Source organism: Pseudomonas sp. GD03842 (assembly GCF_029841165.1).
Lineage (GTDB): Bacteria > Pseudomonadota > Gammaproteobacteria > Pseudomonadales > Pseudomonadaceae > Aquipseudomonas.
Window position 1 is genome coordinate 442,541 of record NZ_JAOCEA010000002.1, and the last position, 14,798, is coordinate 457,338.

Below are 14,798 nucleotides of genomic sequence, written 5' to 3' on the forward strand. Positions count from 1 at the left end.
TCCGCGACCACGGATGCTGATCGCGGCCGTGCGCGGGCTTCTGTTCAGGGCAGCAGCCAAGTGCTGTTTGGGGTGGTGGACCGGATGCCGACTGCCTGGCACTGCTCCAGGATCGGCAGAATGTAGGTGATGTTGGTACGGCCCGGCCTGCCTTCTGCTCTGTAACGAGCTGCGCGGCAAAGTGGGCCGGCTTTTTCGTACGTATGGCTGGATCTGATTTCCACAGCTCGTGCTTCGCCGAAATGATTGTTACCGGCGAGGTAGTCCAACGTTTGCTGAAAAGCTGCTCGAGTCAGCTCCAACTGCGAGTCTTCCGATCCGGTCTCAATTACAACGCGATTTGCATCAACATTCGCGATAAGGAAACGGGCGCTACGCGACGGTGTTTGCAGTTCCTTGCCTTGCAGGCGGCTGATCAATGCCCAGAGAGTGTTGTCGACTTGAGTGATGTGCTGCATGGGATAGTTCCTTCGTTGCTGAACGGGCGCGAGTTTTAACCTGAATCGACTTATGGAATCTTGATCCCCAACGCATTCAGCGATGGTGTATCCATTCGGCCATTCACCGTCAGCCCACTGTCCATCTGAAAGGCCATCAACGCACCACGTGTCGCGTTGCCCATCACCCCATCAATGGTGCCTTGGTAATACTGGCGCACCATCAGTGCGGTCTGCACTCGGGTGACGAGGTTGCTTTTCTGCTCATTGGTCGCGCGGCTCTTTGAAGTGCTCGAACTTGTCCTACTGGTAGTGCCAGACGACTGATAAAGGCTGTTGCTGCTTGCCGTACTGCTCGAAGCACTCGGCACGGTGTAGCTTCGGGTACTGGTAGCGGGAGGGCTGTAGTAGCGAGGTGTGCTATAGCCACCCGAACCGCTGTAGTGAGAACTGTGCGAGCTGTGGGACCGGTGTGAACTGTGCGAGCGATGTGCCGCATAGATGTTGACGGTGTCTGGCGCATTGAGCGTATCGGAAAATACCGGGGGCTGTAGCTTGTCGTTGGGTTGCCAATTCGCATCGGCGAGCGGCAGATGGCCCGCCTGTGCCAGGGGGGTACCTGCCATTGGCAGCAAGCTGATCCCACTGATCAGGACTTTCCAGCGGTCGAGCAATTTCACTGTGCACTCCTTGCATAGGCGCTAAAGGCCTCGGTCGATAATAGTTTTACGCCGCGGCTCTGCCATCGGTCGGTGTGGGATTTGAAGAAGCCTGAGCAATGCTTGACGGCAGCGCATTGCTGGCAGGTATCGATGAACAGGTTCTTCCAGTCCGAGATGCTCTGGCGGGCGAAACGCGAGAGGTGGGCTGGGATCAGGCACAGGGGCAAGTTGTAGATCGAAACCGGTACTCCGCGGTTGAACAGGAAATACACGGCCTGGCTCAACGACTCTTGATAGTCCAGCGGGTCAACCCATAATTCTTCGTAGTTCTTCCTGGCCAGGCCGGTACTTTCGATACCCATCAGCGCAACGTGCCGGACGAAGGGCAAGTTCCTGAAGACGTATTGGGCGAGCTCGGGCAAGCGTGGCGTGGTCAGGCGATTGAGCACCACGCGTATCTCGATGATCTGGTTGGCACGCGCCAGGTTGTAAAGACCTTGCAGCGTTTCGCTGAACGCGCCTGGAGCCTGCACCACATGGTCATGGTCTTCGGCATTGTCGGCATACAGCGGGATGCCCCAACTTAACTGAGGATGGCCGATGGAAGAGAGCGCTTCGATCCAGCTCAGGTCTTGGAACAGACGCCCGTTGCTGAGCACATGAATGGATTTCTGCGGCAAAACGGCTTTGCACTTGGCCAGGATTTCGAGCAAGCCGTCGCGATAAAGCGTTGGTTCTCCGCCGCTAATTCCCAGATTTTCCTCGACCGGGTCCATTAGGTCGATCAGCCGTAGATTCTCCTCGATGTGCCAACGGTCATCGATATCTTTGGGCGGCTGTGAGCACATTAGACAGAGGCTGTTGCAACGATCGGTCATGAACAGCAGGTTGCTGTCTGAGCCCCGTCGATAGAGCACTCGCACCAATGCGTTGCCTGGTGTGATGGCAATGACATCGCCGGGCTGCACGACACCCGCATCTTTAGGGGTGTGCAGATGTGTCCGCGCGCTGTCGAGGTCGCCGATCAATGGCTCCGGGATCAGGAACCCACCTACTGGTAATGAGAGCAGATGCGGGTTCCGTAGCCGTTCTTCGTTTGGCAGCCAAAGCAGCAGGTCGCTGAACTCAGCGCTTCCGGCACAAATATCCAGGCCTTGTTCGATGAACTCATCCAGAGTGATGACCTTGAGTAGTTTCGGCTCATCCAGGTGATGGATTTCGAATTGGGTATCTTTGCGCAGCATCTCCATCAGCCCCTAAAACCCGGAAACCGGACATCGTTATAAGAGCGCCTGCTCAACCAAGACAGCAGCACCCTCTGCACGTTGTCGTCGCCATCGCAAAGCAGGCCGAAAAGATGCTTCAGCAGCCCCATGTTCTTCTTGCAGAAGCTGCTGAACACTCGGTGTCCGATCGGGTCAGCTTGGCGGGCATAGTGTTCGACGGGGTCAGCACCACAGTACGGAACAAGTGCGCAGTCGGAGCAGCCTGGCAGCGCCTCTGCTACACCACTGGCGAGCAACGCGTTCATGACGGGCGATGCGAGTAATTCATACAAGGGTTGCTGCACCGTGCCGAGCCTCAAGCCGTCTTCACCCATCTCCAGCAACATTCGGGCTTCGTCCGAGGGATAGACGTAACCGTCATAGTTGTAAACCAGCGCTGCAGTGCCTGCGCCAGCAGGGGAGCGCAGGTCTACATAGCCGGAGGAGAAGGGTGTCAGGATATTCTTCAGCAACAAGCTCGTATAACTCTCTGAGAGGTATACACCTTGTTGGTTGATATGCAGCAAATAGGCCAGTGCTTTCTTGTAGAAGGCCAGGTATCGCTCAATAGGGTAGTCAAGTCGATGGGCACTCTTGGTAGCAAACCCATAAGGGCTTAGAGGCCGAAGCGAGATGCTGGAGAAGCCTTGGCTTACATACTCATCGATGATCGCTTCAGGTTGTTCGAGGCTTCTTGAAGTCAGCGTGGTCAGCGCGGAAACTACATCATGGCCAAGGCGCTCACGGACCCATTGGATACCTTTTACAGTGCGTTCGTAGGAGTCTCGTGACGGGGTGGGGCGGTTGGCATTGTGCAAGAGCGCCAGGCCATCGAGCGAGGTCGAAAACTGGATGCGATTTTGTTCTGCGAAGTCGAGTATTTCCTCCGTCAGGTGGTGCAGTGTGGTGGTTATGACGAACTGGATATCCCGTTGTTCGACCACGTTCCTTTCAACGATCCATTCGACAATCTGGCGGACGCGCTCGAAGGCCAAAAGCGGCTCGCCACCCTGAAACTCCACAGTCAGGGCGGGAGCGTTCGATTCGAACAGGCGATCGACCGCCGCCTGTGCATCCGCTTCCGACAGATCGTGGCCGGATCCTCCCAGAGGGGCCCGGGACACTTGGCAGTATTGGCAGGTGTGGTTGCAGCGCAATGTAACCACGAACAAGTGCAATGCAGGGCCCTGGAAGAGGAAGTCCTTGCGGCTGCGATACTGCGCAGCCATTTCCGGGAGCGGGTCGTGGCGGCCTGGTTCGTAGATAAAGTGGCGGGCCAGCAAGTCTTTGTAAAAAGGCGTGCTTGCTTGAACGTCGAAGTAAGTGAGAGCTTGTAATTGCGCGTCGTTCACGTGCATGTACTCACCGGTATCAGAGGTGAGGAGAATGTCGCGGTTATTTCCCGTGTTCATGCGCATGAATCGAAACGGCAGCAAGCGGTAGTGCTTGGCGTCTGTCGCAATCAGTTTCACTTGGAAATCCCACATCCAGCGAGCGCGGCTCGGGCCAGGACTTCGCGCAACCCTGCTGTTTCGCGGTGGATATGGTCGCGTAGGGCGAAGTCGTTCAGGTGCTGGAGGATCAGCGAGTGAGCCTGCACCGGGGAGAGCACTAGCCTTGATTCAACGGGATGGGCTGTGAGGCTTATCTGATTAACTTCAATACCGACCTGGATCGTGACAGTGTCGGCCAGGGAATAAGCAGCGCGTTGTACCACGCTGAGCGGGTAGGCTGCGCTGTCAAGTTTCAGCGTGACTGGCCATGTCATCGGAACCGATCCTTCAAATCCGTTGGGAGCATGGGGATTTTGCCGGTGGACGAGGCATTATGCCATCTTAATTTTTTACATTTGCACGCAATTGTTAAGCGTGGTGGGCGGTGAGCTCACTACGGCTCGATCATTGAGACGGGGATAGGGTCGCGGGTTAATATCTCCCTCAGCCCACCCATCGTCATGTATACCCTGCTTGGCCTTAGACTGGGGGCATCCTTTTCAAACCATCTAAAACATGCCCTCAGATATGGCCCAATGTAGCAATCCACTGGAAGTAAATGGGCCCCCATGGTTTGTGGAAAGGCAGAAATGATCAGCCGAACAGCCCATCCGACAACACCTACAGACTGTCAGGATCCCCAAAAAACATCTGAATGCGCGACCGTAACCAACGCTCGCCGGGGTCGTTGTCCTGGGAGCCGCGCCAGGCCATGTGCAGTTCGAAGGTGCGGGTTTCCAATGGGACTTCTTCGGCGCGGACGCCGCCCGCTGCGGTGAGGACGTCGGCGGCGTAATCCGGCACGGTCGCGACGATGTCGGTGCCGGAAATCAAAGTTGCCAGGCCATTGAACTGCGGGACCGCCAGGACCACGTGGCGCTTGCGGCCGACTTTTTCCAGGTACTCGTCGATGAAGCCGCCCAGGTCCCCGGCGAAGGACACCAGCGCGTGGGGCCGTGCGCAGAAGTCGTCCAACGTGATCGGACCAGGCATCGAGTCGGCGCGCAGTAGCTTGGGTTTGCTGCGGCGCAGGACCTTGCGCTTGGCGTTGGCGGGCAGGTCGTCGGTGTAGCTGACGCCAATGGAAATTTCGCCGGACGACAGCAGCGAGGGCATCAGGATGTAGTTGGTGCGACGCACCACCAGCACGATGCCGGGGGCTTCGGATCGCAGGCGCTTGAGCAAGGAGGGCAGCAGCGCAAATTCCGCGTCGTCCGACAGGCCAATGCGGAACACCGCAGTGCTGGTCGCCGGGTCGAAATCGGCGGCGCGGCTGACAGCGGTGGAGATGGAATCCAGCGCGGGGGAGAGCAGGCCGAAGATTTCCACCGCACGGGCGGTGGGTTCCATGCTGCGACCGGTGCGCACGAAGAGCGGATCGTCGAACAGACCCCGCAAGCGGGACAGGGCCGCACTGATGGCAGGCTGGCCGAGAAACAGCTTTTCCGCCGCGCGCGTGACGCTGCGTTCATGCATCAGGGTTTCGAACACGATGAGCAGATTGAGGTCGACGCGACGCAGGTCGTTGCGGTTCATGACGGGGGTCTCGGAGACGTAGGTCGATACTTTGACGGCCAGGACGGCAGCCTGTGGTCAGCTCGGAAACGCATACTACGGGTAAATGCCGATTCTCCACACCGTTGAATTCATCTGCAAGCATACAAACGTGTTAGCTATCACGACCGTCGATAATACGGGCTGAACCTTGAGCCCGCCCAGACGATCCACTGAGGTGTCAGCGTTGCCGAACGCCGGTCACGGGGCGTTTCAGTCCCTCGGGGAGCGGGCATTCATCCGGAAGTCGCCCCTCGGGTTGCAATGTCGAGGGCAGCCAACAACAATGAGCGCCTTGAATAACGGAGCGTTCGATGGTTATCTAATGAACGCCCGGCAACAACAGAATCGATGACAGGCATGTCGACTATTAATAGCCACTGATAGTGTTACCGGCAGCGCCCGGATAGAGTTCATGGCATCAAGGTTCATAAGGCGAGGTTCGAAATGTCCCGCACGATCCGTTTTCATCAGTTCGGCCCGGCCGAGGTGCTCAAAATCGAAGAGCTGCCCGTCGCGCAGCCCGCACCCGGAGAGGTGCAAGTGCGCGTCCAGGCAATCGGCGTCACCTGGTACGACGTGCTGTGGCGTCAAAATCTGGCTTCCTCCCAAGCGCAACTGCCGGCTGGCCTGGGTTCCGAGATGGCGGGCGTGATCACCGCTGTCGGCGACGGCGTGAATGATCTGAACGTAGGTGACAAGGTTGCCAGCTTTCCATCCGCCAACCCTAACGTACACCCGGTCTACGGCGAGCACATCGTGCTGCCGCGCACGTCCGTGACCAAATACCCGGACATCCTCACCCCCCATCAGGCAGCGGTGCATTACACCCCGATGCTGGTGGCCTATTTTGCCTACGCCGAGCTGGCGCGGGTGAAGGAAGGTCAGGTCGCATTGGTCACCGATGCGGGGCACTGCGCGGGCCCGGCCTTTCTGCAATTGGGCAAGGCGCTGGGCTTGAAGGTGATTGCCGCCATCAAGACCGACGACGAAGAGGGCACGGCTCGCAAGTACTTGACCTCGCTCGGGGCCGACAAAGTCGTGGTGACCGAAGAGCAGGACCTGCTGATGGCGGTCAACAAATACACCGACAAGCGCGGTGTGGACGTGGTCCTCGACGGTCTCGGTGGCCCGCAGATGTCCATTTTGGGTGATGTCCTCGCACCGCGTGGCAGCCTGATCCTCTATGGCTTGCAAGGCGGTAACCAGGTTCAGTTCCCGGCCTGTGCCGCGTTCCAGAAAAACATTCAGTTCTTCGTTCACTGCGTGGGTAACTTCACTGGCAAGCCTGAACTGGGTATTCCTCAGGACAAGGAAGCGGTCGAGCGCGCCTTGGTGAAGATCAACGAGCTGACCCGGGACAAACTGCTGTTGCCGCAACTGACTAAAGTCTTCCCCTTCGAGCAGATCGTGGAAGCGCACCGTGTGATGGATGGCTGCCCCGTGGGTGGTCGTGTGGTGGTAGAGGTCGAATCGGCCTGAGCGCAATTGACCGCGCTGGGTAAAAGGTGCGGCGCCGCTGGCCAGGCGTCGACGTAAAGGATCCGGTCACCGATTCAGGGTGTCCGCCCCATCATTTTTCGGCCACGTACTCTCCGACAAAGCCTTCCCGACTGCTCAGGAAGGCTTTTTTGTTTATCGCGTTTTAATGATTAAACACGGCAGACGCCAGTTCGGCCCATCAGCGCAATACTTCCTTATTAAGAACATTTTATAAACAGCATTGTTTGTCGTGCTGTTTAGTGAATGAATAGCTGACAGGGAAAGTGTTGAATATCTGTATCTTGTAATTGCGGTATTCGCTTTCGATAATGACGGCGTACAGAACACTCAAGGAACGAGTCATGCCCTCTTCGTTATTCCGGCCGACTTCAATATGGCACGTGCCGTTCTTCTTGACCGCCGGTAATGCGATCGTCATTCCTGAGCCCTCGCTTGCGTCAGCTGATCGATATGCATTGCCCGTCCTTTTTCCATTGCTGGAATGCCGGCGATACCCCATGGCGCTTATTCAATGCGGGTTGCCAGGGCCGGCAGCGGTTGAGCGACCGCGACAAGGTTGAATGAGACGATCAGCAAGGTAAGTCATTGACAGGCAACGTCATGATTAATGATTGACGATGAACGTGTCGCCGGACCGAACATATCAGGTAAGTGGTTATGAGTTCTCTACACGAACAGGCAATGAATTATGTCTATCAACAAGTGTTGCAGCGCCTGCTGAGTTATTTCAATCGCGCCGAACGCACCGCACTCCAATTGTTGATTCAGCGGTTGCTCGTGGCTGCGGGCGGTATTGAACGTATCGGCGACTATCGCATTCTGGTCGCGTTCAGCGGCGGCAAGGACAGCGCGTACACCGTCGCGCTTCTGCGGGCGGCGCAGTTGAGCATCGCCGGGCGAGCGCCGGTGACGTTCAAGCTGCGACTGGCGACGATGCGCCACGCTGGCATGACCTCGGCCGTCATGGCGAACATCCATCGGTGTTACTCGGCGTTATTCCTGCACGATGATCCCAGGGTGGAGTTGCTCGTCGTCGATCACCACGCCGTTCGTGCCTTCGAGCCGGACTTGCCCTTTTCGACGATGGGGCGCGAACAGAGCCGCTCCGATATGCTCTTGGGTGGGCACCTCACGCAAGGGGATGCCCGCACGACGTTCTGCAACAGCTGTTACCTGGGCATGGCCGAATTCCTGGGCCGCGCCGTCTCCTGGGGCGAAGGGGTGGATGCCGTACTCAGTGGCGATTCCCTCAGGGAGCAGAAACAGTACGCCACGTGGGCAATGCGCCTGGCACAAGGCAATGGCGAGGCCATCGAGCAGTGGCACACCCTGAGTTTCAGCGCCGCGTTGCGCACCCTCGATCGGGTAGGTCGCCGCTACTATCAGGCTTTGTATGGGGAGGAGCCGACAGCGAACGCGCTTGTCTCCCGGCCGCTGTACCCTCCGAACAAACGGCAGGCGCCGACGTTCCTGACGATCGCCGATCTCATCGGCTTCCGGCTGGAGGAACGCTGGGCGTTGCTGACGGACTTTCTGGATTTCCGCTTCGACGATCTCGCGTTCAGTTTCAGTGAGTCCGATTGTGCCAACCCGCTGCTGATGGCTCACATGCGCGGGCTGAAGGCGGCGTTCATTCAGGGCCGCGAATACGCCGACGGTATCGCCGAGTACCTCGAACTGGCGGCGAAAATGATGCGCCGCAAGCGCATGCCCAAGCGCCTGATCACGCAGGCCATGGCCGCTTACGAAGGACCGGAGCGAATCGAAGCACGGCGGGCACTGGCCGACGGCTATGCCCAGGAGGCATTCGGGCTGAGCGAGGTTCAATTGGTGTGCCTGCTGTTCGCGCCTTTCGTGGAAGGCGGGGTGCGCCTGGAGAGTTTTTTGCGCCGCTGTCACCCGGGGATGCTGATTGCGCTGGTCGATTTGCACAAGGCGTTGTCCGGCGAGCCCGCGCCGGATCAGGTGACCCAGTGGCTGGTCGAGGTGAGCGGGCTGAGTCTGAAGGGGCTGCAAAACCTCTACGGCAGATCCCACGTGGATTTCGACGACGCCCATTCGGTGATCGCCCGGGTGCGGGCCAGTGACCCGGACAAGGGCCGCATCATGACCCTTGATCCCGTTACCGGCGAGCCGGTGCGTGAGCTGATCTCCGGTCGCTGACCGGTGCCTTCCAGAGGTGACGCCGATGCGGGCGCTCACTGTGTTTCCTCTCAATGACCCTGCGACTTGCGCATGGATGGGGTGTGTCCGATGCAACACAACAAGACCGATTTCGCTTATCAGAAGGTGTATCGCTACCTGTCGAGACTGACCAATGAGTTGCCCCAGGGCCCTGCGGTAAAATTACCCTCCCTACGCTTACTGGCCCGACGGCTGCGCGTCTCGATTTCAACGGTGCAGAACGCCTACGCCCTGTTGGAAAAAGAAGGGCGGATCTGCTCGGTGCCCAAATCCGGGTATTACGCGCTGCCACAGCCCAGCAATGACATTCAATGTGAAGGCGAGGGGCTGCTGGAGCGCTATCAGGCCAGCGCCCGTCGGCCCGACATGTTCGTGTTCGGCGCTGACGAGCCGACTCTGCTGCAATCGCTGGACAGCACCTTGCTGAGTGTCGAACGCGACCTGATGCGCCATTACCCCTGCCAGCCCGATCCGCGATTCCAACCATTCGGTGACATCGAGTTGCGCACGGCGTTGGCAGCGCATTACACCTCGTCGACGGCCTCCTGTTGGCACCCGGACAACGTCTTCATGGGGCCGGACAAGACCGGCGTGCTGAAAACCGTGCTCAATGCCCTGCAGCTGCGCGACTGTGCCGTGCTGGTGGAAACCCCCTGCGGCTGGAGTCTGTTGCGCACGCTGCAGTCGTTCGGCATCCGCGTGATCGAGTGGGAGAACCCGGCCGACGGTGAGGTGGACACAGACGCATTGGATGCCTTGCTGACCGGCCACGACGTCAAGATGGTTATCCTGGCATCGCGTATGACGCCGCTACGCGGGCGTGCTCGCAGTCAGGCAGCGCTCGAGCAAGTGGCCCAGGTGCTGAATCGGCGGGTCGTCTGGGTCGTCGAGGATGACAGCCATGGCGGCCTCTGTGAACCCGACCACGGCGCCCCCCTGCGCGACCTGATCGATCCACAGCGCTTGTTGATTCTCGGCGCATTCGACAAGACCATCGGCCTGGAAGCGCCGTTCGGCTATCTGCTGAGCCGTCACTCCCGTTCGCTGTGGCATCAGCAACTCCTGTTGCGCTCATTCCGTTTGCCTCCGATTCGGCAGAAGGCCATCGCCCGCTTGTTCGGTTCCGGCCAACTCGGCCAACACCTGCAAGGGCTGCGCGAGGCCCTCGACGAACGCATGCACCGACTCACCGCGTTGGTCAGCCATTTCCTGGGCGAAGAGGTGCGGTTCCTCCAGCCTCAGGGCGGGGCCACCCTGTGGCTGGACTGTCAGTCCCGCGTGGACATGGCACGCGTGTTCGAACGGTTGCTGGAGCAGCGCATCGTCATTGCGCCGGGGGAGTTGTTCAGCGTCCGCGGGCTGCATCGGCAGAGCCTGTGCCTGAGCGTGGCGGCCGATTGGGGACACGACATCGAGTCCACGCTGGTGATCGTCAAAAACGCGTTGGCCCAGGAGCGAATTCCGTAGCGCGACGGGCGCCGTCGATCCAATTCCGTTTGCCACGAAGGGCCTGCCACTGGTATCTGTATGCCTGTCCAGTATTTCAGCGCGTCGGCCCTTTTCTGCAGTGACTTCCATCGTTTCCCAGCCTCCCGGTGACACCCCGTCCAGCCTGTCGGCGATTGATGCGCCGGGCGAATATTGCATCGCCGTACGCGCCTTGTGCGAGTTCACGGCCAAGGCCGGTGACCTGGACCTGCGTTTCACCCCATCTCCTACCGCTCAGGAAGGCATCGCCGGCCACCGCATCGTGGCGGCGCGGCGCGGTGAGGGCTATCGGGCCGAAGTGTCACTGGCCGGGCGTTTTCACGAACTGTCTGTGAAGGGCAGAGCGGACGGCTATGACCCTGCGCTCAACCGTCTGGACGAGGTCAAGACCTACCGGGGCGATCTCGACAACCTGCCGACCAATCATCGGCAACTGCACTGGGCCCAAGCGAAAGTCTATGCCTGGCTGCTCTGTCAGCAATTGCAACTGACCGAGATCGACGTCGCGCTGGTCTATTTCAACATTGTCACCGAACAGGAAACCCTGCTGACGCAGCGCTGCGGCGCCGAAGAGTTGCACGCTTTCTTCGATGCTCACTGTGAGCGCTTCCTGGCATGGGCCCGTCAGGAATTGGCCCACGTCCAGGCGCGCAACCACGCCCTCAACGAGTTGAAGTTTCCCCACCTGGATTTTCGCAGCGGCCAGCGTGAGCTGGCCGAGTCGGTGTACAAGGCGGTCAGCACCGGGCGTTGCCTGATGGCCCAGGCGCCCACCGGAATAGGGAAGACCATCGGCACGGTCTTCCCGATGCTCAAGGCGACTCCGCGCCAGAAGCTCGACAAGGTGTTCTTTCTCACCGCCAAGACGCCCGGACGCCAACTGGCGCTCGAAGCTCTGCGCGTCATCGGTGAATCTGCGCCGGCGGTGCAACTGCGGGTCCTGGAGATGGTGGCTCGCGACAAGGCATGTGAATACCCCACCCAGGCCTGCAATGGGGATTCCTGCCCACTGGCCAAAGGTTTTTATGATCGCTTGCCGGCGGCGCGCAGCGCGGCGCTGGCGCAACGGGGGCTCGATCGCGCAGGCGTGCGAGAGGTGGCGCTGCAGCATCAGGTGTGCCCGTATTACCTCAGCCAGGAGCTGGCCCGCTGGGCCGATGTGGTGATCGCCGATTACAACTACTACTTTGACCTCAACGGTCTGCTGTTCGGCCTCTGTCAGCTCAATCAATGGCGCGTTGCGGTGCTGGTGGACGAAGCCCACAACATGGTCGAGCGTGCGCGGCAGATGTACAGCGCGGGGCTTGACCAGTACGCCTTCAATCAGGTTCGGGCCAGTGCCCCCGAAGCGTTGAAGCAGCCGTTGCAACGGCTCAACCGCGAATGGAACGCGCTGCACAAAGCACAGGTTGCGCCGTATCAGGCGTATGCCGCGACACCTTCAGCGTTTCTCAATCGCTTGAATCAGTGCATCGCCGCGATGGGTGACTATTTCAATGATCATCCGCAGGCGGCCCATGGCGAGTTGCAGAGTTTCTACTTCGAAGCCATCCAGTTCGCTCGGATTGGCGAATTGTTCGACGAGCATTTCCTCTTCGACATCGGCAAGCGCGAACTCGGCAACCGCAAGACCCTCTCGCGACTGACCCTGCGCAATGTGGTCCCTGCCGGTTTTCTGCGGCCCCGCCTGACCGCCGCCCGCAGCACTGTGCTGTTTTCCGCGACCCTCAATCCTCGGCATTTTTACCGCGACCTGCTGGGTTTGCCGGACGATACGGCGTGGATCGATGTTGCGTCGCCGTTCCAGGGTGAGCAATTGGAAGTGCGCATCGTCAGCCGCATCTCCACCCGCTTCAACCATCGGCAGGCTTCACTCATGCCCATCGTTGGATTGCTCGCCGAGCAGTTCACCGCCAAGCCTGGCAACTATCTGGCCTTTTTCAGCAGCTTTGATTACTTGCAACAGGTGGCCGAGCTGATGCAGGCGACCTGTCCGGACGTTCCGCTGTGGCAGCAGGCCCGCGGGATGGCCGAGTCGGATCGCCAGCAGTTCATCGACCGGTTCACGCCGGACAGCCGAGGCATCGGTTTCGCGGTGCTGGGCGGCGCGTTCGGAGAGGGCATCGACCTGCCTGGAGCGCGATTGATCGGCGCCTTTATCGCAACCTTGGGGCTGCCGCAGTTGAATCCGGTCAACGAGCAGTTCAAACAGCGCATGGGCCAATTGTTCGGGGCCGGTTACGACTACACCTACCTCTACCCCGGCCTGCAGAAGGTGGTGCAAGCGGCGGGGCGAGTGATTCGCGGTCAGGAGGACCGAGGTGTGGTGATGCTGATCGACGACCGTTTTGCCGAGGCTCGGATTCAGAAGCTCTTGCCCGCCTGGTGGGCGCTGTGACCAAGGCGCTTTCGTCCAGCGGGGCGGGGCGGACAATCGACTCAAGGGTTTACGGATCGATACCCAAGCAGGGCGGTCCAACTGCCAGTAAACTGCCGCACAACGGTCTACTTTCTCACCTAATGTTTTCTGGCTTTCCCATCCACGGAGGTTTCGCATGAGTATCAGTCCATTCGCGGGCAAACTGGCGCCTGCAGAATTGCTGGTCGATCTTCCTCGTCTGGTCACGGCGTATTACACCGGGCAGCCCGATGCCTCGGTGCCGACCCAGCGGGTTTCCTTTGGTACCTCCGGCCATCGTGGCAGCTCGTTCGACTTGAGCTTCAACGAATGGCACGTACTTGCGATCAGTCAGGCCATCTGCCTGTACCGTCAGGCCCATGGCATCGACGGCCCCCTGTTTCTTGGGGCCGACACCCACGCGCTGTCTACGCCCGCTGCGGCCTCGGCGCTGGAAGTGCTGGCGGCCAATGGCGTCAACGTGATGATCTCTGAAGGCGATGAATACACGCCCACTCCGGCCGTGTCCCACGCGATCATTTGCTACAACAAAGGCCGCACTTCGGGCCTTGCCGACGGCATCGTCATCACCCCGTCGCACAACCCACCGGAGAGCGGCGGTTTCAAATACAACCCGCCCAATGGCGGCCCGGCCGATTCGCACATCACCAAGTGGATCGAGAACAAGGCGAACGAGCTGCTGGCCGAGAAGATCGTCGGTGTCAGCCGCATGAGCCATGAAAAGGCGCTGCGTGCGGCGACCACCCACCGGCATGACTACCTCAACACCTACGTCGCGGACCTGAAAAACGTCATCGACATGGACGCCATCCGCGGTGCCGGTCTGCGGCTGGGCGTCGATCCGCTGGGCGGCGCGGGCGTGCGTTACTGGTCGGCGATTGGCGAGCACTACGGCCTGAATCTGGAGGTGGTGAACCAGCATGTCGATCCGACCTTCCGCTTCATGAGCGTCGACTGGGACGGCAAGATCCGCATGGACCCATCCTCGAATTACGCCATGCAAGGCCTGATCGGGTTGAAGGATCGCTTCCAGGTGGCCTTCGCCTGCGACCCGGATCATGACCGGCATGGCATCGTGACGCCCACCGGGGGCCTGCTGGCGCCGAACAATTACTTGGCGGTGGCGATCGATTACCTGTTCCAGAATCGCCCTGAATGGCGCGCCGATGCCGCCGTCGGCAAGACCGTTGTCAGCAGCGGCATGATCGACCGCGTGACCCAGCGTCTGGGTCGTCGCCTCTACGAAGTGCCGGTCGGCTTCAAATTCTTCGCCGAGGGCTTGTTCGAAGGCTCGCTCGGCTTCGGTGGCGAGGAAAGTGCAGGCGCGTCGTTCCTGCGCCGCGACGGCTCGGTCTGGAGCACCGACAAGGATGGTTTGATTCCCTCCCTGCTGGCGGCCGAGATTCGTGCGCGCAAGGGCCGCGATCCGAGCGAGGTGTACAAGGCGTTGACCGACGAACTGGGTGAACCCGTGTCCACTCGCGTGGAGGCCAAGGCCAATTTCGAGCAGAAGGCGTTGCTGAGCAAGCTGTCGCCGGAGCAGGTGACGTCCACCGAACTGGCGGGCGAGAAGATCCAGCAGATTCTCAGCAAGGCGCCAGGCAACGATCAGGCCATCGGCGGTTTGAAAGTCATGACTGAAAACGGCTGGTTTGCGGCGCGTCCGTCCGGGACCGAGGACATCTACAAAATCTACGCCGAGAGCTTTAAGGGCGAGGAGCACCTCAAGCGTCTGGTGGCCGAAGCGCAGGTGCTGGTCGACGCTGCGATCGCGCCGAAGTAAGCCACCAGGG

Annotated in this window: 11 protein-coding genes; 5 read left to right on the top strand and 6 right to left on the bottom strand. The window is 59.8% G+C overall.

The genetic code is table 11. From position 1 onward, the window contains the following. Window positions 1–44: 44 nt before the first annotated feature. From N5D61_RS04520 to N5D61_RS04545, 6 genes are all read right to left on the bottom strand, one after another. Window positions 45–458: a hypothetical protein gene (locus tag N5D61_RS04520; protein WP_279891044.1), complete on the bottom strand. Its 414-nt coding sequence runs from the start codon at window positions 456–458 to the stop codon at window positions 45–47. Window positions 459–508: 50 nt separating this feature from the next. Continuing rightward, window positions 509–1,117, bottom strand: coding sequence for a His-Xaa-Ser repeat protein HxsA (hxsA, locus tag N5D61_RS04525; RefSeq protein WP_279891046.1), 609 nt, complete (start codon window positions 1,115–1,117; stop codon window positions 509–511). Next, the gene (gene hxsC / locus N5D61_RS04530; RefSeq protein WP_279891048.1) at window positions 1,114–2,349 is read right to left on the bottom strand and encodes a His-Xaa-Ser system radical SAM maturase HxsC; all 1,236 of its coding nucleotides are present in this window, start codon (window positions 2,347–2,349) and stop codon (window positions 1,114–1,116) included. Before hxsC ends, hxsA begins: the two co-directional genes overlap by 4 nt. Continuing rightward, a complete protein-coding gene (gene hxsB / locus N5D61_RS04535) occupies window positions 2,349–3,836 on the bottom strand; it encodes a His-Xaa-Ser system radical SAM maturase HxsB (protein ID WP_279891050.1) in 1,488 nt (495 codons plus the stop codon). Before hxsB ends, hxsC begins: the two co-directional genes overlap by 1 nt. Beyond that, on the bottom strand, window positions 3,833–4,132 hold the full coding sequence (gene hxsD, locus N5D61_RS04540) for a His-Xaa-Ser system protein HxsD (RefSeq protein ID WP_279891051.1): 300 nt from the start codon (window positions 4,130–4,132) through the stop codon (window positions 3,833–3,835). Before hxsD ends, hxsB begins: the two co-directional genes overlap by 4 nt. 346 nt (window positions 4,133–4,478) lie before the next feature. Next, the gene (locus N5D61_RS04545) at window positions 4,479–5,393 is read right to left on the bottom strand and encodes a LysR family transcriptional regulator (RefSeq protein ID WP_108239707.1); all 915 of its coding nucleotides are present in this window, start codon (window positions 5,391–5,393) and stop codon (window positions 4,479–4,481) included. Between the two features lie 465 nt (window positions 5,394–5,858). Here N5D61_RS04545 and N5D61_RS04550 point away from each other — a divergent pair, with 465 nt between their 5' ends. The 5 genes from N5D61_RS04550 (at window position 5,859) to pgm (ending at window position 14,788) form a co-directional block, all read left to right on the top strand. Beyond that, window positions 5,859–6,893 carry a zinc-dependent alcohol dehydrogenase family protein gene (locus N5D61_RS04550; protein WP_108239706.1) on the top strand — a complete coding sequence of 345 codons (1,035 nt, stop codon included), beginning with the start codon at window positions 5,859–5,861 and terminating at the stop codon, window positions 6,891–6,893. Window positions 6,894–7,571: 678 nt separating this feature from the next. Beyond that, the gene (locus tag N5D61_RS04555; RefSeq protein WP_279891053.1) at window positions 7,572–9,077 is read left to right on the top strand and encodes a hypothetical protein; all 1,506 of its coding nucleotides are present in this window, start codon (window positions 7,572–7,574) and stop codon (window positions 9,075–9,077) included. 90 nt (window positions 9,078–9,167) lie between these two features. Then, window positions 9,168–10,565 carry an aminotransferase class I/II-fold pyridoxal phosphate-dependent enzyme gene (locus tag N5D61_RS04560; RefSeq protein WP_279891055.1) on the top strand — a complete coding sequence of 466 codons (1,398 nt, stop codon included), beginning with the start codon at window positions 9,168–9,170 and terminating at the stop codon, window positions 10,563–10,565. A gap of 178 nt (window positions 10,566–10,743) precedes the next feature. After that, window positions 10,744–12,984, top strand: coding sequence for an ATP-dependent DNA helicase (locus N5D61_RS04565; RefSeq protein ID WP_279891130.1), 2,241 nt, complete (start codon window positions 10,744–10,746; stop codon window positions 12,982–12,984). 157 nt (window positions 12,985–13,141) lie between these two features. After that, on the top strand, window positions 13,142–14,788 hold the full coding sequence (gene pgm / locus N5D61_RS04570; RefSeq protein ID WP_279891057.1) for a phosphoglucomutase (alpha-D-glucose-1,6-bisphosphate-dependent): 1,647 nt from the start codon (window positions 13,142–13,144) through the stop codon (window positions 14,786–14,788). The last annotated feature ends 10 nt before the right edge of the window (window positions 14,789–14,798 follow it).